Origin of the sequence: Amycolatopsis sp. H20-H5 (assembly GCF_035828755.1) — a bacterium.
In the GTDB taxonomy this organism is placed as follows: Bacteria; Actinomycetota; Actinomycetes; order Mycobacteriales; family Pseudonocardiaceae; genus Amycolatopsis.
In genome coordinates, this window is sequence record NZ_JAYMZS010000007.1 from 150,608 (window position 1) to 172,033 (window position 21,426).

The 21,426-nt window shown below is 63.1% G+C and carries 25 protein-coding genes; 3 read left to right on the forward strand and 22 right to left on the reverse strand.

The genetic code is table 11. The features are described 5' to 3' along the window. Positions 1-21: 21 nt before the first annotated feature. The 19 genes from QMK34_RS06050 to QMK34_RS06140 all read right to left on the reverse strand — a co-directional run bounded on the left by QMK34_RS06050 (position 22) and on the right by QMK34_RS06140 (position 12,658). Positions 22-3,495, reverse strand: coding sequence for an endo-alpha-N-acetylgalactosaminidase family protein (locus QMK34_RS06050; protein WP_326412376.1), 3,474 nt, complete (start codon positions 3,493-3,495; stop codon positions 22-24). 237 nt (positions 3,496-3,732) lie between these two features. Then, positions 3,733-5,211: a tyrosine-type recombinase/integrase gene (locus QMK34_RS06055; RefSeq protein WP_326412377.1), complete on the reverse strand. Its 1,479-nt coding sequence runs from the start codon at positions 5,209-5,211 to the stop codon at positions 3,733-3,735. A 12-nt stretch (positions 5,212-5,223) separates the two neighbouring features. Further along, entirely contained in the window at positions 5,224-5,415 is a 192-nt protein-coding gene (locus tag QMK34_RS06060; RefSeq protein ID WP_326412379.1) for a helix-turn-helix domain-containing protein, read from the reverse strand. Then, on the reverse strand, positions 5,412-6,749 hold the full coding sequence (locus QMK34_RS06065) for a replication initiator (RefSeq protein WP_326412380.1): 1,338 nt from the start codon (positions 6,747-6,749) through the stop codon (positions 5,412-5,414). Before QMK34_RS06065 ends, QMK34_RS06060 begins: the two co-directional genes overlap by 4 nt. 85 nt (positions 6,750-6,834) lie before the next feature. Next, positions 6,835-7,554 carry a DUF2637 domain-containing protein gene (locus QMK34_RS06070; RefSeq protein WP_326412382.1) on the reverse strand — a complete coding sequence of 240 codons (720 nt, stop codon included), beginning with the start codon at positions 7,552-7,554 and terminating at the stop codon, positions 6,835-6,837. Next, positions 7,551-7,796, reverse strand: a complete 246-nt coding sequence (locus QMK34_RS06075; protein WP_326412383.1) for a hypothetical protein — start codon at positions 7,794-7,796, stop codon at positions 7,551-7,553. Before QMK34_RS06075 ends, QMK34_RS06070 begins: the two co-directional genes overlap by 4 nt. Further along, complete coding sequence (locus tag QMK34_RS06080) at positions 7,783-8,013, reverse strand: hypothetical protein (RefSeq protein ID WP_326412384.1); 231 nt, start codon at positions 8,011-8,013, stop codon at positions 7,783-7,785. Before QMK34_RS06080 ends, QMK34_RS06075 begins: the two co-directional genes overlap by 14 nt. After that, positions 8,013-8,228 carry a hypothetical protein gene (locus QMK34_RS06085; protein WP_326412386.1) on the reverse strand — a complete coding sequence of 72 codons (216 nt, stop codon included), beginning with the start codon at positions 8,226-8,228 and terminating at the stop codon, positions 8,013-8,015. The genes QMK34_RS06080 and QMK34_RS06085 overlap by 1 nt, the downstream gene beginning before the upstream one ends. Beyond that, complete coding sequence (locus QMK34_RS06090; protein WP_326412388.1) at positions 8,228-9,685, reverse strand: FtsK/SpoIIIE domain-containing protein; 1,458 nt, start codon at positions 9,683-9,685, stop codon at positions 8,228-8,230. Before QMK34_RS06090 ends, QMK34_RS06085 begins: the two co-directional genes overlap by 1 nt. A 91-nt stretch (positions 9,686-9,776) precedes the next feature. Beyond that, positions 9,777-9,959 (reverse strand): hypothetical protein, encoded by a 183-nt coding sequence (locus QMK34_RS06095; RefSeq protein ID WP_326412389.1) that lies wholly within the window; start codon positions 9,957-9,959, stop codon positions 9,777-9,779. After that, positions 9,960-10,223 (reverse strand): hypothetical protein, encoded by a 264-nt coding sequence (locus QMK34_RS06100; protein ID WP_326412391.1) that lies wholly within the window; start codon positions 10,221-10,223, stop codon positions 9,960-9,962. A gap of 19 nt (positions 10,224-10,242) precedes the next feature. Continuing rightward, complete coding sequence (locus tag QMK34_RS06105; RefSeq protein ID WP_326412393.1) at positions 10,243-10,467, reverse strand: hypothetical protein; 225 nt, start codon at positions 10,465-10,467, stop codon at positions 10,243-10,245. Next, positions 10,464-10,706: a hypothetical protein gene (locus QMK34_RS06110; RefSeq protein WP_326412395.1), complete on the reverse strand. Its 243-nt coding sequence runs from the start codon at positions 10,704-10,706 to the stop codon at positions 10,464-10,466. The genes QMK34_RS06105 and QMK34_RS06110 overlap by 4 nt, the downstream gene beginning before the upstream one ends. Beyond that, positions 10,703-10,951 (reverse strand): hypothetical protein, encoded by a 249-nt coding sequence (locus tag QMK34_RS06115; protein WP_326412397.1) that lies wholly within the window; start codon positions 10,949-10,951, stop codon positions 10,703-10,705. The genes QMK34_RS06110 and QMK34_RS06115 overlap by 4 nt, the downstream gene beginning before the upstream one ends. A gap of 2 nt (positions 10,952-10,953) precedes the next feature. Continuing rightward, the gene (locus tag QMK34_RS06120; protein WP_326412399.1) at positions 10,954-11,232 is read right to left on the reverse strand and encodes a hypothetical protein; all 279 of its coding nucleotides are present in this window, start codon (positions 11,230-11,232) and stop codon (positions 10,954-10,956) included. Positions 11,233-11,301: 69 nt separating this feature from the next. Then, entirely contained in the window at positions 11,302-11,544 is a 243-nt protein-coding gene (locus tag QMK34_RS06125) for a hypothetical protein (protein ID WP_326412401.1), read from the reverse strand. Beyond that, the gene (locus tag QMK34_RS06130) at positions 11,541-11,771 is read right to left on the reverse strand and encodes a hypothetical protein (protein WP_326412403.1); all 231 of its coding nucleotides are present in this window, start codon (positions 11,769-11,771) and stop codon (positions 11,541-11,543) included. The genes QMK34_RS06125 and QMK34_RS06130 overlap by 4 nt, the downstream gene beginning before the upstream one ends. Further along, on the reverse strand, positions 11,768-12,055 hold the full coding sequence (locus QMK34_RS06135) for a hypothetical protein (protein ID WP_326412405.1): 288 nt from the start codon (positions 12,053-12,055) through the stop codon (positions 11,768-11,770). The genes QMK34_RS06130 and QMK34_RS06135 overlap by 4 nt, the downstream gene beginning before the upstream one ends. A gap of 183 nt (positions 12,056-12,238) precedes the next feature. After that, on the reverse strand, positions 12,239-12,658 hold the full coding sequence (locus QMK34_RS06140; protein WP_326412407.1) for a hypothetical protein: 420 nt from the start codon (positions 12,656-12,658) through the stop codon (positions 12,239-12,241). Between the two features lie 162 nt (positions 12,659-12,820). Between QMK34_RS06140 and QMK34_RS06145 the strand changes: the two genes are divergently transcribed. Both QMK34_RS06145 and QMK34_RS06150 read left to right on the forward strand, forming a co-directional pair. Continuing rightward, positions 12,821-13,225, forward strand: a complete 405-nt coding sequence (locus QMK34_RS06145) for a winged helix-turn-helix domain-containing protein (RefSeq protein ID WP_326412409.1) — start codon at positions 12,821-12,823, stop codon at positions 13,223-13,225. A 1,038-nt stretch (positions 13,226-14,263) separates the two neighbouring features. Further along, entirely contained in the window at positions 14,264-16,990 is a 2,727-nt protein-coding gene (locus QMK34_RS06150) for a tetratricopeptide repeat protein (RefSeq protein ID WP_326412411.1), read from the forward strand. 2 nt (positions 16,991-16,992) lie between these two features. Here QMK34_RS06150 and QMK34_RS06155 read toward each other — a convergent pair whose 3' ends face one another. The 3 genes from QMK34_RS06155 to QMK34_RS06165 all read right to left on the reverse strand — a co-directional run bounded on the left by QMK34_RS06155 (position 16,993) and on the right by QMK34_RS06165 (position 20,013). Then, the gene (locus tag QMK34_RS06155; RefSeq protein ID WP_326412413.1) at positions 16,993-17,616 is read right to left on the reverse strand and encodes a DUF6879 family protein; all 624 of its coding nucleotides are present in this window, start codon (positions 17,614-17,616) and stop codon (positions 16,993-16,995) included. Positions 17,617-18,185: 569 nt separating this feature from the next. Beyond that, positions 18,186-19,520, reverse strand: a complete 1,335-nt coding sequence (locus QMK34_RS06160) for a helix-turn-helix domain-containing protein (RefSeq protein WP_326412428.1) — start codon at positions 19,518-19,520, stop codon at positions 18,186-18,188. Positions 19,521-19,737: 217 nt separating this feature from the next. Then, positions 19,738-20,013 (reverse strand): helix-turn-helix domain-containing protein, encoded by a 276-nt coding sequence (locus QMK34_RS06165; RefSeq protein ID WP_326412415.1) that lies wholly within the window; start codon positions 20,011-20,013, stop codon positions 19,738-19,740. Between the two features lie 472 nt (positions 20,014-20,485). Between QMK34_RS06165 and QMK34_RS06170 the strand changes: the two genes are divergently transcribed. Next, the gene (locus tag QMK34_RS06170; protein ID WP_326412416.1) at positions 20,486-21,292 is read left to right on the forward strand and encodes a hypothetical protein; all 807 of its coding nucleotides are present in this window, start codon (positions 20,486-20,488) and stop codon (positions 21,290-21,292) included. The last annotated feature ends 134 nt before the right edge of the window (positions 21,293-21,426 follow it).

Sequence of the window (21,426 nt, forward strand, 5' to 3'; positions counted from 1 at the left end):
CGATGCTGCACACTACCCAGCTCAGAGCCGTCCGACGTTGAGTTCCGCGGCGGACGTCCACACCCCGCCCGCCACCTCGGAGGTCGCGCGCAAACGGACGTAGCGCGCGTCGCGAGCGGGGAAGCAAGCCGCTTCCTCGTCCGGGGTGTCGGCCCAGGTGCCGGTGGCCGCCGGGCTGCCCCAGTTCGTGCCGTCGGCGGAGGTGTAGACCTCGTACCCGGCGATCCGGCCGTTCGGCTGGGATTGCCGCGGCAAGTAGTACAGGCACCGCACTGGCGCGCTCTGCCCGAGGTCCAGCTGGATCTCGTGGGGCATCGGCGCGGGCTGGCCCGACCACTGCGTGTGCCACAACGTCGCCGGGTCGCCGTCGAGGACGTTGGCCGCGGCGCCGTTCTCCCCCGCCGTCTCCTCGCTGTCGGCGTACTTCACCGAGAGCTGGGACTGCGGAATCCGCGTGATGGCCGGGTCGGCCACCCCGACGTCGTCGACCACCAGGTCGTCGAGGACGAGGTCGTGATCCTCGTTCTGCGTGCCCGCGGTCAGCTTGGTGATCCCGACCCAGGCGTCGCCCGCCGCGCTTCCGTCGATCGTCGCGGTGAACTTCGCCGGCGTGTGCGCGGCCGCCAGCTTCGTCGTCGCCTGGCCGCCGGAGGACGTCACGAAGCCGTACTCGTTCGCGGCCGACGCTTCGTAGGTGAACGACACGGCGTACTTGCGGCCCGGCTGGAACCGCAGGTTCTGCGGCAGCGTCCGGTAGGTGAGCCCGGGGTTCTCCTCGTGGGATTTCAGCGACTCGCCACCGGAAAGGACGTCGTCGACGAGCTTGCCGTTCCAGCCCGCCTGGGTGTACGGGGCGTTCTTCTGCGCGATGTGCGTGCGCGGGTCGTCCGCGTCGCCTCCGTTGCCCGCGTAGACGAACGGGCCCCACCCGGTGTCGACGTGCTCGAAGTCCTCGGTGAAGTAATGCCCGTTCAGCGGGGTCCTGGTCGTTTCGACCACGCGGACGTCGTCGAAGAACACGTCCGGCGCGCCCGCGGCCGCGGCCAGCTTCAAGTCCGCTGTGGACTGTCCCTTCGGGACGTCGAAGTCCACACGCATGCGCTGGGTGGTGGTGCCCGCGTACTCACTGGCGCGGACGTAGTTCTTCACCGTCGACGAGTCGGTCCACTGCGTCGCCGGTTGCCCGCCGGACGGGGTGACCGTGAGATTCGCCTGGCGCCGGCCCGGCGCGACCCGCACGTTGACCGACGCCGAGTAGCTCTGGCCGCCGGTGAGCCCGGTGAGCTTCTGGGAGACCTCGGCGCCCGCGCCGCCGGCGAGCTTGAGCTGACGCTGCCCGGCGGAATTCCGGGGCGCCGACGCGGCGCCCGAAACCTTCCACGCCGAGAGGTTGCCGGAGTAGAAGGAGGGATCCTTCAGCCCGGAGTCCTCGCCCCAGTTCGCGTCCCGCACCTTGCCGGGGTCACTCGGGTAGACGACGTACGGCGTGTTCGCGTCCGCGGTGATGCTGATCTTGCGCGAGCCGTCGACCTTGAGGTCCGAGACGAGCTGACGGCCGGTGTCGGTGAGCTTGTACAGCTTGACGCTCTTGCGGTTGCCCCACGAGTCCGGCAACGTCCAGGACGTGGTGCCGCCGGTCGTGTTCCAGTGGTAGAGCTTGGTTTCCTCCTGCTGGCTCCACGGCAGCAGGTACGAGCCGCCGTTGAGCACGAGGTGCCCGTCCTTGCTGATCTGCCGGGTGCCGGTGGCGTCGGAGACGCTGACGCCGTCGGTCAGGCCGATCGTCTTCGGCGCCCACTTCTGGATCTGGAAACCCTGCAGGTACTTGGTCGGCAAGTCGACACCGAAGGTCTTGTTGACGAAGTTGCCATAGCCGGAGCCGCCGACCCAGCCCTCGTACGCGGGCAGTTCGCCGCCGCCGAGCAGCGGGTCACCGGCGATCCAGTCATCCTTCTGGCCGTTGCGCAGGAACCGGACGATCTGGCTGTTGACGCCCTTGTAGTCCTTGCCTCCGTAGTTGACGTCGTTGGCCCAGTGGCTCCAGGTGTTCTGCCGCTCGAACTTGTCCGGGAACTCGGTCGCGACCGAATAGCCGAGGCCGTTCATCTCCCGCGCGAACCGCTCGGAGGTGGAACCGTCGCCGTACCAGGTGTCGATGTAGAGGAAGTCCAGGCCCGGCACGGCCTTCTTGAAGTCCTGCAGCCGCTGCAGGCGCTTGCCGCTGGTGCCGTCGTAACGGTAGTTGAGGTGGTAGCTCTGATCGAGCCAGTCCCAGCCGAGGTCGGTCCGCACGTTGTTCGCGATGGCCGGGTCGAACGCCTTGGAGACCGGGTACTCCTCGGTGTCCTGGATGTGCACGCCGATGTGGGCGTTGTAGCGGTTCGCCGAGTTGATCAGGTCGTTGAGCTCGGCGGTGCCGCCCTGGCGCTTGCCGACGCCCGCGTAGTCCGGGTGCGCCGAGTCATGTCCCTCGGAGCCATAACCCTTGAGCAGCACGAACTGGCCGAGGCCGTCGGTGTTGAGCGCGACCCGCTTGGTCTCGTCGAGGGTCTGCAGGAACGGGTGCTCGGCGTTGGAGGCGAAGTTGAACGGGATGCGCATCACCGGCCGCTGCGCGACCTGCTCCCAGCCCTGCGGGTTGACCATGATGTCGCGGAAGGCGACGGCGCCGTCCTGCCAGTCCACGACGCCGTCGGAGTTGCGATCGCCGGTGACGACGATCTTCGCGTACGGCAGGGGTTCCGTGTCCTTCGCGCCCTCGGCTCGGTACAGCCAGTCGCCGCTCCAGAGGCCGACGCGCTGGTAGCCGGACTTGGCGACAGTCTGCTTCTTGATCCGCCCGTTGTCCTTCGCGGTGGCGCCGGACGGCTTGTCATAGGTCGAGTTCGTCTCGAGCGACGCGGCGAGCTGCCCGGTGTTGACAATGGCGTACATCGCGCTCGCCGGGGCCGCGTCCGCCGGGGTGTCCTTGGTGACCGCGGCGAAGCTGTCGCCGGTGCCGGTGGTGGCGTTGTACATTTTCGCACTGGCCAGCGCCGAACCCGGCTGGTCACTGCGGACCGACACCAGGTTGTGGTCCGGAATGGACAGTGACTTCACCGGATTCGCGGCGCTGTCCTTGATCTTCGTGAAGGTGAAGTCAACCTCGTGGTCCTTCACCTTGATCGTCGCGTCGAGCTCGACACCGCCGTAGCCGGGGAAGCGGAGCACGTAGTCGACGCGGTCGGCGGACTTGCGACTGGTGACTTCCGGCGTGTAGGCGGTGCCGTTGAGCACGACCTGGCCGATCTTGTCCTCGTTGCCGTACAGCACCGCTCCGGTGCGAACGTCGGCGTAGGACGCGACGCGGGGGAAGCCGTTGTCAACGCTCACGCGCAGGGAAGGCGAGGAAATGGTGACCAGCGCCCCCGCCGCGTCGGCGAGGACCGGTGGGGCGACGAGCAACGAGGCCAGCACGCTCAACACGGCGAGACCCGACAAACGACGTATTCGCATGCCGAGGATTCTCCGTTCGAAACTGCACTAAAGTCAAGAGAAAACACCAACATCAAACATCAGTGCGCAGACTTCGCTCAGCCGCCAGGACCGTTTTCAGCCGGGTCCCGCCGGAGCAAGGGACCTTTAGTATCGCCAGCAACTCTAGCTACGCTAGATCGGCGCCCCACGTACCTCATAGACCCCACGAATCCCCTGCGCCGCACCGGAAAGTCCCTGAAGGCCACCATGACGGCGTTAGACGCCGTCATGGTGGCCTTCAGGGACTTCGCTGCTCGGAAATTGTGGTACGCGAGACTCAAGGGACACGTGAGGTGACCATCTAGCGTCGCTAGGAAGGCTGGCGATACTAAAGGTCCCCCGTTTGGTCGTATACCCGGTCTGAACTGGGCTTTTGCGGTGATTTTTTGGGTGTAGGCCGTGTACAGGCCGTGCTGGGGTCCTACCGTCGCTAGGTGGGTGCTCCTGCTTGTCAGCCCCTGTTACCTCGATCGGGGATGGTGTGAAGTACCCGTCCAAAGCGCTGCGGGTGCGTTGGTGGCTGCCCGGCAGCAGATGGGTGTAGACCCGCAGGGTGAACCCGGGATCGGAGTGCCCCAGGTAGCTAGCGAGGGCTTTGATGGACTCGCCCGCGTCCAGCAGGATCGACGCGAACAGATGCCGCAACGCGTGCATGCCGTCCGCCTGCCCTGGCTTCGTGACGCCAGCTTTCTTGACCGCCGGTACCCACACCCGGTTGCGGCACACGTTCCGATTGACCGCTTTGCCCGCTCGAGTCACCAACAACAGCGTGACCGTGACCGGTGGGCCGCCGGGGTGCCGCCACGGCAGAGTGACCGCCACCGACGGGAACTGCTCGGCGTAGCGGTCGAGCTTGGCCAGGAGCGTGGCCGCGATCGGTATCTCGCGGGTCTTGCCTCCTTTGGGGAGGGCGAACACGAGCTGCCCGGACACCATCCGGATCTGACGCCCGATGACCGCGACACCACGATCACGCTCCACGTCCTCGAGTGAGAATCCCAACACCTCGCCCTGGCGTAGACCTAACCCGACGGGGAGGTCGACCAAGGGCCGGTAGCGCTCGGGCAGGGCCGCGCGGACCGCGCGTGATCGCTCGATCGGCCACACCTTCACTTGGCCGCGGTCACGGACGGGGCGTTTGACGCTCTTGGCGTACGCGGGATTGAAGATGATCATTTTTTCGTCCTTGGCGAATTCCATAATGGACACGAAGTAGGCGAAGTACCGCACCCGGCAACTAGCGCTGACACCTGCGTCCTGAAGTTCCCGAAGCCAGGTTTGCACGTGAGACGGCTTGATCGCACCGACCGAGTGTCCTGCGAACACCGGCTGAACGTGATTTCTCAGGTCCCGTTCCATGAGTTCGAGCGAGGTGTAGTCGCAGGTTTGCGCGTTTTTCCAGCGCGCGGCGACCACCTCGAACAAGGTTCGACCTGCGCGGGGGTCGACATATTTTCCCTCCCGTTTACTGGATTCGATCTCGATGAGGAAGTCCTCTGCCAGCTTCTTTTGCTTGTCGGCAAAGGATTTTGACCTTTCGTCTCCGGCAGGGTTGAAGTAGCGGACTCGATACCGCAACCCTTTCCCGTAGAGGGTGGTCTTCTCGAAGACCGGCTTTCCGGTTTTAGTGAGGATCGGGTCACCGGTGTCTGGATGTTTCGCTGGCCGCAGCCAGCGGTCGTGAACGTGCGCCATCACGTTGACCTTTCATTCCAAGGATTCGGCGAGCGATCGGTTCTCGTCGAACCATGCGCGAACTTCTACTGGGTCGTAGCGCAGGCTGCGACCCACCTTGTGGACGGGCGGCCCTTCACCGCGCCATTTCCACTGATACAAGGTCTTCACTGGCTTGCCGAGGTAGTCGGCGACGTCTTGGACTGTCCATAATGGTTTACTCATCGAGTATTCCTCCTGGCATGTAATGATTTTCTGGTAGGTCTGACGCGTGCGGCGATACTGGCAGCCAGTTCGGTGTCCGCGTCGTCGCGGTAGCCAGCGCCCACGAAGGACCAGTGGTTGACAACGAGAACGGTGTCGACTGGCGCGGTGATTCCGTGTGCGGCAAAGGCTTCGTCGCGTCGAAAGTTTTTTCGTTCGTCGCGGATAGCGGTGAATGTGGTGGAGTAGCAACGACTTTTTGTCAGGAAGTGCCCTCGGAAGCCGAGCATGTGACACCAGCGGCGCAAGTTAAGATCACGGTAGTGGTAGAGTGCGCCGAGCCTCCAGGCGACACGCATCATCGTCTTGTGATGCAAGGAGATGTTGAGGTGGTCCAGGTGGCGTTCCGAGCGGATGGGCCGGTCCACCGTCTCGGACGCGCCGGTGCCTTTGGTGGCGTACTTGGCGATATACGCCGCGAGGCGCGCTTCGCTGATCCCGCCGCGTTCGTCGTCGAACCGCGTCCCGACACCCCGGATGTCCAACTGGTCGCCCCACCTCAGCTCCAGGTCGCGGCCGTCGGGGCGGATCGTGTGAACGACCACCGAACGAGCGGCGGTGCGCACCGCGGTCTCGAGCAGCTCGTCGCTGGCCCACACCGGTGGCGGATCGTGCGGCCCAGAAGGGCCGTCCAACCTGACGATCGCGTGGAAGTGCACCAAGCCGCGGCGTTGGAATTCGGCGACTTTGCCGTAGGACAGGCGCGCGCTGGCGGGGAAATCGCGGACCCGGATGCCCGCGATCCGGGCCAACTCGCGGCGGAGCCCGGTGGTGAACCGGGACCACAACACCCCGGCGTGCGCTTGCCACAACACCGCCCCGGTGTAGTCGTAGCTATCGGGATACACCGGGGAACCGAGGATCGGGTCGCCGTCGTGGTGGCGGGTGCCGCAGCGGCACGGGGCCGGTCGAGCACGGGCTGTCCGGGCGGGTTGGTTGTGCACCGGCCCGAACGACGGCGCGGTCAACGTGAGGAACGCTCGGGGCCGGTCGGTGATCGTGTCGGGGACGCCTTTGGTGCCGCCGATCAGACCGGCGCGCACCAGGTGGAACGCGTCCGCGGCGTACACGCGGGAACAGCTGGGGCAGCTGGCCTCACGGCGGGTGCCGCAGGCGGTGAGCACGGTGCCGGTGAACGCGTGCAGCACCGTCCCGGTGGCGGCGTCCCGCACGCGTGAGGAGCCGCTCAGGCGGATCGGGCGGGAGCAGCCGCCGACCGAGAGGACCTCGGCTCGCCAGCGCGGGTAGTGCGGTGAGGTCAGGCGGGCGGTAATACGGTCGTCGAGGGTGAACATGGCACACCTCCGGTCGGAAACAAGGGGGATGCGGTGGCCGCACAGCGGCCGAGCTCGGCTGTGTGGCCAAGCGAAGGGAACGGTGTTACTGGTCGAGCAGGCTGGCGATGATCCGTTCGGCCAGGGGTGCTGGCACCCGGGTCGCTCGGCGGATATCGTCGACGGTGACCGCCCGGCCTTGCGCGCGGGCGTGGTCCACGGCCTCGGTGACCTGCCGTGCCAACGCCGCGGGCAGTAGAGGCCCGCCGCTCTGGTGTGGTGTCGAGGGTTGCGCGGGTGGGTGAGGCACGGCCACAGTGGCGGTGGGGTCGAGGGCGATCTTCGCGGCGCTCGCCGCATCGGGGTGGCGCGGTTCGTCGCGGGTGCCGCCGCCGGAGTTACCGCCGTTGGTGGCGTGGGCTTCGACATTGGGGTTGCCGACGCCGCGCAGCGCGAGTTTGACGATCAGGATGAAACTCGCCGCGGGCATCGCCGCGACCACCCACCCAGCGGGAGTGGGTTCGGCGAGGGCCACTTGCGCGATCATCTGGACCACCAGCGCGCTGGTCATGATCGCCATCGGTAGCGACAAGGCCCGAGCGCGACCGGCGAGGTGGTCTCGGCGGACCTCGAACCCAGCCACGATCACCAAGCATTCGATGACCACCGCGTCGGCCCAGGCGAGCCACCCGGCTTGGCCGTGCCGACTCGCCCAGTCGTGGGTGTGGGTGAATCCCGCCGCCGCGCCCACCCCACCCACCAGCAGTGTGACCAGCACACGGGCACTGGCCACCAGCCGGGCGGCCCCGCCCGTGGGGCTGGTCATGTGGGTCGGCGCAGCCGGTCCAGGCTTTCTCGCCAGGACTCGGCCCGCTGCCCGTAGTAGTCGCCGCGGGCACGCAGCAGCGCGGACAGCTCGTCCGTCAGGTCGATCAGGTCCCGATACAGCGGCAACCGCTCATCCACCTCAGCGGACTGGCGGACGGCTTCCGCCAGTCGCAGGCAGGCCCGCTCATACAGCTCCGCAAGCAGGCCCACCCGACGCAGGACCACATCAGTTCCGGTCATGGGAGTGCTCCGTCTCGATCAGTCCAGCCGTGATGTCGTTGAGGTGCCGCCGATACAGACCGGTCATGTGGTCATGCGCAGCCACCAGCTGCCCGGCCAGCTCCGTCAGCCGGTCGAGATCGGCCTCGCGGGGACGTCGACCCGGGCCGTAGAGCATCCGGTGTTCGCCGGTGATCATGTCGATCCACTCACCCTGGTCATCAAGCTCATCGCGCATCACGGTCTCCTTCCGAACTGTCGGGATTCGTGGCGGGCCAGGTCACGCAGACCGAACCGCAAACCAATGACGGTGCCGAGGGAAAAGACCGCCAGCACCCAAAACAGGGTCGAGAACCCTTGCGCGCGGTGGATCAGCCACAGCCCGATCACCGCGGGCGCGGTGAGCTTGGTGTAGATCCATGCCCGCCACACCCAAAATCCGATGCGCCACATCACGTCGCTCCTGTCATGGTCAAGGCACCTCGTAGCCGGTCGGTCAGACCGGTGTGCTCAGCCGCCTCCGGTGCCGGCTGCGAATCCGGGCCAGCGGCAGCGGGTAGCTGGTCGCGCCCGGCGAGCACGAACGCCACCAACTTCGCGATGTCGGCGTCCTCGACATAGGCCGCCCGCACCCGCACCGGGACCCGGGAGCGTTGCCGGATGACGTAGCCGATGCCGGCGGTGTCGGGCAGGTCCGGGATCTCGTCCGCGAGCGCCCCGCGCAGCCTCGAGTTCTCGCCCAGCACCCCGTCGACGTGGGCGGCGGCCGTCAGCCGGAGACAGATCCGCAGGGTGAACAGATCGCGGATCGACACCGTGTCTTTGGTGGGTTCCTGCACCAGACCCCACATCGAGTGCCCGGTCGCGCGGCCTTGCGAGCCGACCAGGGCGAGCAGGCGGCGCACTTCCCGGGCCACGAGCGGGTCCCCGTAGGCGAGCAGCGCGCCCATCTCATCGAGCAACAGGATGTTGAGTGGGGTGTCCCGCGACACGTGGAGCTTGCGTCGCCGCAGGAACGCGAATTTCCTCTGGGTGGCGTGCATGTCGGCCACGTAGTCGCCGATCAGCTCGGCGCACGTGGATTCGGTGGCCGCGTACCGGTGGCAGATGTCGCTGAGTTGGGAGAATTCGAGCTGTTTCGGGTCGCAGCACCAGATCCGCACCAACCCGTCGCGGATCAGCGGAGCCAGACCCACCAGCAGAGACATCGGGATACTGTTCTTGCCCGCGCCGGTGGCTCCGGCGACGAACAGGTGTTTGCCCGCCACCGGGAGTCGCCAGTCCTGGCCGTGCTCGGTCTCCCCGACATACACCGACCCCAGATCCACCGCGCCGGGGTCCTCGGGCAGGTCCGGGGCGGGGATCGGCTCAGTAAAGGCTTCCTTGCGTTCGATCACCAACCCGGCCACCCCAGGTTTCACCCGTTCCACCGCGACCCGCTGCACCCGCAGGGTGTCCGCCAATTCCACCAGCCGGGCCTCGAAGGTCGCGATCTTCTGACCCGGGAGCATCCGCACCAGGATGCTGTCGATCGTGGGTGAGTACGAGCGGACCCGGATGATCCGCGGTACCCGCTCCACCCCCGTGCGCCGGTGGGTTTTCGACAGTTCGCACGCTTCCATCGCGCGCCACCACCGTGGCCCGACATACACGCCCCACCGGCGCACCCCCGACCGCAGCAACGGCGCGGCTATCGCGTCGAAGCTCATCGGGTGCCCCCGGTACCACACCAAACCAGCCGCCCCGACCGCGCCAGCGATGATCGCGGGTGTCCACGGCCCAACGGTGGCGACCAGCCACACGAGCGCGGCTGGCATCAGGGTCATCAGCGGATGCCGCGCCAACCACACCACGGCCCGGATCTCCACCCCGGCCCGGCGTTTCGTCACATGTCCTTCCGTGGGATCCACCTCCTTTCTGTGTCAGGGCAACAAAAAAGCCGACCCGCACCTGTGTGCGATGTCGACTCCTCGTCGCTTATCTGGTTGTGGCCGTGGGGCGCTAGGTCACCGCGGCTCGCGCGTCCGACAGCGACACCGACAGCAGCGCCGCGGTCTTGGCAACCCGGTCGTGCAACCCGGCGAACCCTTCCCGCCGGGCGGGGATACCCCGCATCGCGTCCTTGAGTTGACGCAGCGTGGCGTCGATGTCGTCGAGCACCCGATCTACTTCATGCGATGCCATTTACAGTCTCCAGTCCCGAGACACCAGTTCCGCCTCGTACTTCTTCGCCCGGCCACGTAGGTCATCCAGCGCGTCGAACGTCGCCCGTCGATACCCGATCAGCTCGTCCTGGGTCGCCACGGTGAACCCGCCTGGGCGGTGTTTGTCGTCAACCCGCTCGATCAGCGGATCGACCCGCTCCAGCGCTTCGAGCACCATGTCCATCGCCGACACGAACTGCCCATACCGCGAGCGTGCCCGCGCGTTCACTACCTCGATCTGCATCGTCTGCTCCTTTCGTGTGTCAGTCTTCGCACGCCGCGGACTCCACCACGGCGATCATCCGTTGGCACCGCTCAGCGATGTCAAGCGCTTGCTGACCGGCCGCGACGGCCATCGCCGACACCTCGACACTGGTGTCGGCGATCCGCCCGGACGCCCGGTGCATGAACAACGCGATCGCGCTGGTCGTGACCGCCGTCTTCGTCACGAACTCCGCCAGCTCGTCGCGGTGGCGTCGGGAGATCACCCGGCATCACCCCGACGGGAGCGGGTGAGTTCACGGCCGTAGAAATCCGCGGTGATGCCCAGGCTCACTTGCAGGAAATAGAGGTCCGCGATCAAGTCCTTGACGGTCACCAACAAATCGGTGTCGACCTGGGCGACCAGTGGCAACGAGCCGGTGAACCGCTCGATGCACAGTTCGGTGGCGCGGTGCATCCTGTACACCAACTCCAACACCTGATCCGGGGTCGCTGGCGTGCTCACCACGCACCACCACGCCGCTCGGAGTCGTCCTCTGCCGGCAGAGCCGCGACCAACTCGGTCAACGACGCCATGTCCCGGCCGGCGAGCAGCATGTGCGTGCAGATCGCCGACAGATACGCCGACAACCCGATCCTCATGTGCTCCACCGTCGGCAGTAGGTGGTGCACGATCTCTTCCAGGTGCAGCAACGATTTTCGGGTGTCGGTCAAGGTGTCCACCACCTGCTCACGCGACAGCGAGGTCACCATCACGCACCCACCGGCATGCTGTCGGGGCCACCCGCCACACGGCGCAGCAGCCGCGGCGACACCCCGAGTTCACGTTCGAACTCGGCCACGACACGCCACCGCGCCGAACCGGGCTCGGGCCGGGCGCAGTAGATCTCGGCCAGACGCATCGCGATCCACGCCTGCCGAGCATCCACGAGCCGCCGTGGCAACCACGACACGACCCACTCGCCGGGTCGCTGGGCCACCCGACGCGCGGTATGCGGGCCGCTGTCGCTCCACATCGCTGTGTCCGTCACATAAATCACACTCACACCTCCATAACCGTTGACACATAACGAATATGACACCGTGAACCCGCGTAACCCTTAAATATCAGGGAGTTTCCTGGCCTCGTCGTCGATGTACTGACACAGCAGCACCGTGCGATCACGCAGGTACAACAGCAGGGTGCCCGCCTCATGCGCCAACACCACGAAGCCCAATCCCTGCTCCTGCAACGGTTCTTCGCTGCGATGCAGGAAGACCACCATGTCGTGGATAGCGTGCGCTTGCGCGTGCAGATACTCGACGGTCGCCAATAATTTCGCTCGCGAGGGCACGGCGATCACCAGGGCCTGGACTGTTTGGCGTGCAACCGGTCGGCCAACGCGTCCAGTCGTATTTCCATATGGCTGGCGTCGACCGCGTGTGACCCGGCCATCGCCGACACCGTCTCACTCACCGGTTCCAGATCCTCGGACACCTCGTCGAGCCGATCCGACAATCGCCCGCACTCCTGCGCCGCGTCCCGAAAACCGGTGATCAGCGCGTCCACCACCGTGGATGTCTCGTTCACTCGCCATCACCGCCTTCGACCGGTTCGGTCGTGGCGTGGCGAAACCACGACGGCCGGAAGCTGCGCGGCAGACTCAGCGCTTTCTCGTAGTCGCGGGCCACCAACCCCCACGACGAGTTGGCCGCGGGCTCGCCGCTGTAGATGTCGGCCAACGTCATCGCGATCAACGCCTCCTCGCGGCTGAGCACCCGCTGCGGCAGCCACGACACCAGCCAATGATCGAGCCGGTACGCGCGATGATCACCCGCCTCGCTCGACATTCCGTTGTCTGTCACCCGAATCATGCGACTCCTCTCCTTAAATATCAATGAAAACAACACAGTTGACGTCGGTGTCCACTGTGGAATCGTTGGACACCGACGTTTTTAGGCATGACAAAACCCACTCTGTACTTGACAAACAACATTTCGCGCCAGACATGGCGCGACAGGAGCACGGTGGCCGCGATCAGCGGCCAGACCGTGGAATCAGGACTCGTCGCCCGAATAACCGCTCGCGGCGTACGCCGCAGACGAGGTAGTCGAGGCGGCTGCGGGCTTGAGTCCGTCGGCCTTGAACCACAAGCCGCTCGACGCGGTGAGACGCGGGTTGTCCCGGTCCGGGATCTCGTACGTGTTCAGCAGCGGATTGACCAGCTCGACCACCATGCCCTCGGTGAACCCGTCACCCGGGTCCGCGCCCAGGTTCACCCGGATCTCCGCGCCCTTGCCTTGGCGTTGCCCCTCGACGGCTTTGGGTTTGGCGAAGCACACCACCACGAACTGGAGCACGCCGTCGCGGTTGGTCACCGGCTCCAGCTCACCGTTCTCGAGCTGCCGTGTCTTGACCGTGGGCGGCTCGGTCACCCGCAGCGTGTAGCCCATCAGATTGATCGGAACGTCTTGCATCACTCGCCTCCTTCACTTCAACTGTCGCAAGCATCGCAAGCGTATCAGTTGTCGCAACCGTGTCAAGATCAATTGCGACACTTGCGACGATTTGGGAGGTGCGGGGAAGAGGTAGCCAGCGTCCGATAGGCACGCCGAGCGCGGAGCGTTACCCTGGGTGCTATGCCTGAGTCCCGCGCGCGTGTCGATCGCAAGCCCGTTCGCGCCGAGCACGTCGCGAGCCAGATCCGCGCGTCCATCGTCGCCGGGGAGTTCGAGGCAGGCCAACGATTACCAACGGTCAACGAGCTGGTGAAGCAGTACGCCGCAGCGAAAAACACGGTGGTAAAGGCAATCTCGATCCTGCGCGAGGAAGGGCGTGTGCAGCCATTCGAGGGCAGCGGCGTCTACGTCCTCGATCCTGACGACGCTGCTCTCGCCGAGGAAGTCGCCGGCGAGGGCAGCAGTGAGATCCTGACTGAAATCATGCGACGTCTCGACATTTTCGACGAGCGGATCACCTCGATGGAGGCGAGCCTGGCGGAGGTTCGCCGAGCAAATCCTCCTGGTCGTCCTGCAACTGGTTGAGTCGGCGCGAGAGATTGTCCATCCGCGCGAAAACCGCTTGTGTTTGGCCAACCTCCTCGCGCCGAGCGTCATCGGCTAAGTCGCCATCGTCGCCCGACCCGTCGGCAGTGCCGTCGTTCGTCACAGAAACACACCTTTACCCTCGCCTGATTTGTGCAGCGCGTCGAACCGCCGCTTCGACTGCCACTGACAGAACGCGCCCCAATGCGCGAAGAACCTCGAATGCCGCGGGCCCCGCGGCCGCATGACATCGAGTGAAACTTCCTCATTATTAGCAAAAATGAGACTGTCGGTGTTGGGGTCGTCGCAAAAATAGGCTAATTGTGAGTACCGACACGGCAATGTCACGAATGCAATCTGCGCATATAGTCCGTGAGGACAATCGCCGGCACAACCTTGACCCGGAATGCGCTGCTCTTTTTTCTCGCATACGCCGACGTGCCGTTTGTTCGGCGATGGTTCAGCGTCGCCTATCGCGATCGCGGCATTCCGACTGCTGGAGAAAATCCTCCAACCAGGGAAGCCGTTCGACACCGAACTGATCTCGCAAGCGTCGCCACACCGCGTTAAGCGCCCGCCTCTCGCACGCAAGCCGACTCTCCCGGCGACGGGTCACCGCAGCGACAACCTGCACCGCCGTGAGAAACCCGGCCACGAACAAGCCGCCCGCGCCCAAGATCAGCAGCGACACCGAGGTACTCGTCATCGCACTACTCCTGCCTGTGCAACGAGGGCGCTCATGGCATGTGACAGCACCCCGCCATGCTGAACGCTGCATTCGAAAACCTGGTAGACGGCCACGTCGACAGCCCCTCTCGTCAGGGGAGCCAGGTGAGCAGCGCTCCCGACATCAAGCGTGACGATCAAAGGGCCGCCCGACCCGGCCAGCGCTGGGGGGCTTTCCCCAGGGCGACTCCGGCCTCTGACCAGCACAAACACTGGAAGGCGGCGCAAGGATTCCCCAGCGTTGGGTAGCGTTGTGCCGCAGCAGGCCGTACCGTGGAAGACTCTCGCCGTTAGAAATGGAGGGGCGGCCAGGTGCGACGCGAGAGCCAAGGCAACAAGGCCCAGCGAGACGATCTTCGCCGCCAACTGCTGGAACTGGGTTACAGCTACGAGCGAATCGCCCGCGAGATGGCCGCCCGTTGGGGCTTCCGGCCTCGAACAGGCTGGCGACACGCGTATGGCTGGACGCAAGATGAACTAGCAGCACGTTATAACGTGGCCATTAGTAGCGACCAGGCACCTATGACCGGCAAGCGGATCAGCGACTACGAAAATTGGCCCCCCGGAGGAATCAAGCCAACTCTCCAAGCACTTGCCGTTCTGGCGAGAGTGTTTGGTACGCAAACTTCAGAGTTAGTGGACCTACAGGATCACCAGGAATTTACAGCAAATGAACGTATAGCGCTCGAATCGCCACCACTTTACCGCGATGCCCCTATCGTTGACAGTAATGTGCAAACCGCTATTTTCAGATTGCCGGATTCAGAAGAAACCATACCTCGTCAACTCCCGGCCGATGTGCGAGGTTTTGTTGACCGCGTGAATGAAAGTTCCAAGCTTAGCAAGCTTCTGGATCCTGTGAATGGGGAACTGCTTCCTGTTTCGCTGGTCACAATCGTGGGGACGGCAGGCGTTGGTAAAACTTCTCTCGCGTTGCGGTGGGCGCATCAGGTTTACCAAGCTTTCCCGAGTGGTCAGCTTTACATGAACCTCCGAGGGTACGATCCCGGCGCTCCAGTCACACCAGAACAGACCTTAGAATCATTTCTCCGTGCCCTCGGCGTACAAGGGGCCGCTATTCCTATGGATCTAGATTCCCGAGCAGCTCTATATCGTTCACTGCTTGCCGAACGAAGAATGCTGATAATTCTTGATAATGCGGCGACCACGGGACAGGTAAGGCCGCTATTGCCAGGGACCGCAGGATGCTTGACGCTGGTAACAAGTCGCAGCAGCCTCTCAAGCTTGGTCGCCCACGACGGAGCATATCGTCTCAGACTAGACGTTCTCGCCGAACCGGACGCGATCGATTTGATAAGGACAGCAACTGGCGCCTATAGACCCGAGGATGATCCCGGACAGCTAGCCGAGTTAGCTAACTTATGCGCCCGTTTACCGCTGGCGCTGCGAATTGCCGCTGAGCGCGCCGCACGTCGTCCAACAGCCCTCTTAGGAGAGCTTATCGACGACCTTTGCGATGAGTCAGCACTTTGGGACGCGCTCTCTTCAGGGGACGCAGATGAATCTGAAGCTGTTCGCACAGCGTTCGCATGGTCTTATCGCGCGCTATCCCCAGAAGCAGCGCGAGCCTTCCGATTACTGGGACTTCATCCAGGGGCAGATTTTAGCACTGCGGCCGCAGCTGCCCTGTTTGGAACCTCCGTCAATAGGGCACGTCACCTACTTGAGGCTCTGACAGATGTCCATCTAATCGAGCAGGCCACGACAGGAAGGTGCCAATTTCATGACCTACTGCGCCTCTACGCTACCGACCAAGCAGTCCATGAAGAGTCTAACGAGAACAGGGTTGAAGCTACGCAAAGACTCTTTACCTGGTACCTGCATTCAGTGCGGGCTGCGGCAATAGAAATAAACTTTTCAGAACCACTGCCGGCAGTTGATTACCAAACGGCTGACATTTCCCCCATGGAGTTCACCGAGTCCGCCTCTGCGATGCGTTGGTTTGAAGCGGAAAGGGGAATCCTAGTTGCAGTAGTTAGATCGTCCGCCGAAGCTGAAATGTATGCATTTTCCGCCCAGCTCGCTTTGTCTTTACGTGCCATATACATGATGGTCAACTACTTTGACGACTGGTTCGCTACAACAGATATTGGATTGCGATCCGCGCGCAGGATCGGAGATCGACTAGCAGAGGTTGAGCTACTGGAAAGTCTAGCTATCGGCTATTCGCAGTCGCACCGCCTGAAGGAAGGTGTCGAGCACTACCACAGAACGCTGGATATTAGGCGCGAACTGGCTGATAAGCCCGGTGAAGCGTTGGCGCTCAACGGGCTTGGCATCCTACATCTCGATCGACGCGACCTTGAGAAATCAAGGGCATCATTCGAGCAAGGCTTATCTATCTTCCGAGAACTGAATGACAGATACTGGGAAGCTGTCATCATGGGAAATCTCTCCGAGGTCTACGTAGAGCAAAACCGCCTTCCAGAGGCACTCGCCCTTGTTGACAGCATGATCGAGGTCATTAGAGAATCTCGTGATCCATTGCGAGAGGGCAATGCACTGCACATCCTTAGCGTAATTCAGCGCAAATCAGGCAATCTTAAAGAAGCGCGCCGCTGTATCGAACGGGCGCTAGCTATCGCCCGCGATCACCAAAACTTGGTATGTGAAGCTTATTGGCTGATTGAATTTGGCAGAGTCCAGCAAGAAATTGGCCAGCCAGCGGACGCTTTAGTCGCGTTTCAACGTGCTGCGACGCTGCATCGTAAAATTGGAGACAAAAACCGCGAGGCGCAAGCAATGCAAGCCACAGGAGACGCGTATCGCCACCTCGAAAGACTCGGCGACTCATCGAATTTCTACCGATACGCAGTCAAGTTTTATCGCGAACTAGGGACCCCCTGGGAGTTGGCCATTGCACTCGATAGCCTTGCCTTCGTTCTCGCCGAAGCGGGTGCAACCATCGAAGCGCAGGCGTACTGGCAAGAGGTACTAACACTGATTGCCAACCATGATGATCCAGCAGCCATAAAGCTGCACGTAAGCGTCAGCGAAAGGTTGTTGGGAACAATGTAATTTTAACCCTCCGACAGAGGAATGAGTGGCTCATGTGGGTGCCGTTCGAACGGCCAAGCCCTTGCGAGTAGCTCATCGGCTAATTCCGACATCTCACGCAGATACTCGGTGTCCGTCACAAGGTAAGTGTCCAGAGGTAAACCGTCTAACGTGTAGTCGTACGAGAGCATGAGAAAATCGTCGAAAAGGACGAAATCCTTAAGGCTGGTATCCAGTTCAATATCCGCGATTCGTGCAGTATCAACGATTGATATCGTCTCCCCCTCTTCGACATTCAGTTTGAAGTGCGCCAATTCCCATTTGACGTAATCGCTCAACGGATACTGAATAACTCGCACGCGATAGAATGGAACCTCGGCGTCGTCGAATGGCTTACGCTGCTGTTCCAAACTTTTGCGATCCTGCTCAATGAGCTCTATCGAACGCGCGTAATCGCCCGCGATCAAGGCTTCCCAGCTCGCGTTTCCCGACTCTTGAAAATTCTGTTCGCGCTCCAACTTCACCGTGCGATACTTTAGACGTTCAGTAGCTTTCCAGAACACTTCCCGTGACTCTTCCTCGTCCAGATGCCTTTCAACAACCGAGGCTGGCGGAGGGAACGTGATAGGCGTCCACCTGCTTCTCATATTGTCGGAATATCCTTTCGACTACTGATCATTAGCGTCCGCGGAATTACCACAAGTCGTTCATAGTGCGCCACATGCACCTCAGGCGGCAACGTTCCAGCCGACTGTTCTGTAATATCTGTGCCGATTACCGCAAATGAACCATCATCAAGTTCCCATATGCCAGGGCAACGATCCCTGTTTACTGAAACCGTGGGATCTCCCAAGCGACGCAAAAACCTCATTGCATCCTCCAACTGCGGCTGACCGTGTCAAATTTACCGGTTAGAAAGGGCGTGTAAGTCACCTAGGAGCTGCCGGGTAGTCATACGCACCTCGGTGGCCTCAGCGCGGTGAAGCATTAAGCGTCTTGGTCTAGTGGTGGCCTCCAGCCTGACCTTGTTGGCACAGAGTGAAACAAGGTCAGTGTAGGAGGCCGACTCGGGCTCCCGCTACCCACATTTGGGTAGTTGACACAGTTCACCAGCACGTCATCAGCACGCAGCAGCTCTAGAGTGTTCGGCCAAACATGCAGGTTCAGTCGTAGTCGATCTCCACATGGCTGGGCTAACGGTGTCATCCGCATGTAGTTACTCCGCACGGTGGGATGCGGTGGTGATGGCGCGGGCCAGGTCTGCCGCGTCGCGATGTCGAGGCAGGCGCATCGCTTCGACATGCACTTCGGCGAGGTAGTCCGTGACACGTTGAGAACGGATCGCCGACGCCAACGTCAGCGCGGCCCTACCGGTGGTCACCGCTTCCCGTGCTTCCCCAACCTGGAACAGGGCCGTCGACAGTTGCGCGGTCGAGATCGCGCGGCGTTTGACCCGCACAGGGTCAGTCGTGGCGGTGTACGCGGTCAACGCTTCAATGGCACGCGGGGCGTACGCCCGATCGTGCGCGGCGGCGATCGAGAGAACCCGCCCGGTTTCACTCTCCAGCGTTGCGGCATCGAAACCGCGTGGGTCCGGGATCACCAGGTCGGCGACCGTGGCCGGCGGACCCGCGGACAGGGCCGCGTCTGCCTTGCTCAGCGCGTCGAGGGCGGCGGGGACCTGCCCGGTGTCGGCGTAGGCGCGGGCTGTGGTCGACAAGATCAGCGCCTGGACCTGCCCGACCCGTGACCGGTCCGCGGCGACCGTGCCGAGCTGCAACGCCTTGAGCGCCTCGCCTGCCTCGCCTTGGCGCAGATACACGCGCGCGACCTGCTCAATCGCCAATGCGGTCCGCATCGGATCATCGATCTCCGCGGCTGCGGCCATCGACTGCCCGAGATACCGCAGGGCATCCCCGGCCAGGCCGACGTCATGCGAGGCCCAGCCGACCAACCCGAGCAGGTCAGCCAACACCGCGTACAAGGTGTGGCCGGTCTCGGTGGCGTAGGACCCGCGCAGCAGTTGACGCACCCACCCCAGCTGAGCGAGCCCAGCCTCGCGGACCGCGCCGCCGCCGAGGGCTTTCTCCTGCACCCACAGCACGTGGGTGAGCTGTCGGACCTGCTGCACCTCGGTCGCGCCGACCCGGACCGGGGCGGGTGTGGCGTGCGCGGGTGTCGACAAGATCGCCAGGTCGGCCGCGCCGAGGCCAGCACCTACAGCCACCTTGGCGAGAACACCGAGAAATTCGCGACGGTCGGGCATAGAGTCGGTCACCTCCCGCGCGGCCATCGGGACGGCGGTCAACGCCGCGCTGATCCCCGCAGTGTCAGGGCTATACGCCAGGCCCATCAACCCCCTGGGAATCCCCAGCCCGTCGGCCACTCTCGCGAGGAGGTCGTAGGCCATGACTTGGCGTCCGTGGCAGATCTCCGACACCTCAGACTGCGACTGGCCAGTGAGCGCGGCGATCCGGCGTTGACTCACTCCATGCCGTCTGAGCAGCACAAACACTCCGGCGATGTCCCGCTTGTGCAGTGCTTGGCGCATCAACGGTTCGTCCCACACGCCAGGTGGGATCGCCCCGTTTCCCGTCCCGGCGGTGTTCACCGGGCGGGCCGATTGCAGCTCATAAGCCTCATCACGCGACTCAGAGTAGAGGCGATGGGACGCACTGTATAGCGATTCGGTGCGCGTTGATCGGCGGAGCTGATCGGCTCGACCGATCAGCTACTAGACCACCTGGGCGAATCACCCCAGCTGATCATCAACGACGACGAGGCCGGTCCGGGTTCTCATCCGGGGCGGGCGGAGCAGGCAGGTTGGCGACCAGCACCCCGAGGTCAAGCTCCAAGCCTTCGGCCAGTCGCAAGAGATTGCGCAGGCTGGGGTTTCGCAGACCACGCTCCACTTGGCCCAGGTAGCTCCAATGCACACCCGTACGGGCGTCGAGCTGCTCCTGACTGATACCCAACACCGCGCGCTGCGCCTTGATGCGCGCCCCGAGGATGGCGGCTGCTTCGAAAATCGGTTCCTTGGCCACGGCTTATAGCCGATCGGCTGAGGTGATCGCAGACCAGAGGCGATCAGCCGCAAGCTTGACGGCCCTAAGCCCATAAGCTGTAGCGTGCGTCCCACCGCGTCCCACCTCGCAGAGTCGGGACGCACCCAGATGACAGGAGGCAGTTCGTGCACCAGCGCGGCAGTGGCGGTTCCGGTGGCACCCAGGGCAACACACACGAGTCAACCGATCCCAAGAAGAAGTAACAGCCGCTACCAAAGAACAACCCCCGGCGCATCAACCGCCGGGGGTTGTCTTTATGTAGCGTAAACCGGAAGAATGAAATGGCTTCCGTGCGCTATTGTGCCTTTTTATGGGCGCAGGCGGGAAAAGGCACGATAAAAGCACGCTACTGTTTCGTCTCTACCGTGCGCGGATCACTATCATCGCCCTAATTCTTCTTAGCGCCGGAATCGTACTACTGCTCAAAACCACAGGGAAGCTCGCTGAGGCGATGTCAACCACACTCATCACCACGGGAGGTCTCGGCATCTTCGGTGATTTCGCGGCGCGCACGATCGCCGAAGCGCGGGTTATCGAGCTTCTCAGAAAAGTTCTCAACGCAACAATCCACGGTCCGTTTCGCGCCTTGTTCGACCAGACGACACGGGCACCGTTCCAGCGTCACGACGTGCGCATCGATGTCACGCTGACCACAGCTGGCGAAGCCAACGAGGATATGATCATCGCGTTGGTTCGAAGCGAGCTTCGAACCAACGCTCCCCTAGGGGAGCGTCTTTTTCTGTGTTCTCCCAAGCGTTATCCCCGCGACTACTATCACCGTCACGGATTTACCGAGCACTGGACCATTGATCCCGCGCGCGGAATCGCCGCCGATGATCCCGACACATTCACCGTTCTGGACTACAGCATTAACGGTGTGTCGCAAGACATCCAGCGTTCGGCAAGCAAGGGCGAACAAATCTACACGGTGACACCGCGCGACGTGACAGCCTCACCGGGCGAGCTCTATCACGAGGAGTACACCTACCGCGTTCTCATGCCTCGCCACGGGCAATCGTTGTACTTCACCGTAGATGTCCCAACCCGAAACTTTTCGTTAAAAGTCAACCATTTCGACACCGGCATAAGTCGACTCACTCTGGTGGATTTCTTCGCCAGTGAAACCGAACCACGCATCAACGCCAGTAGCGCCACACTTCCCGCGCCCCCATCCGTGAGCGTCGACGGCTGGATCATGCCCACCTCCGGCGTCGTCATAACCTGGAACCTCAACACGCCCGCGCTCGCGAAGAACTAATGCTGTTGGGTGTGGTTCGTTTTGAGGGAGGGGCTCACCCAGCGAGGATGTAGTCGTTTTGCTGGTGGGTGTAGCGGGTTTCGTGGCGGCGATAATGTTCTTTGAGCAGGTGGTAGGCCCAGTACTCCTCAAGG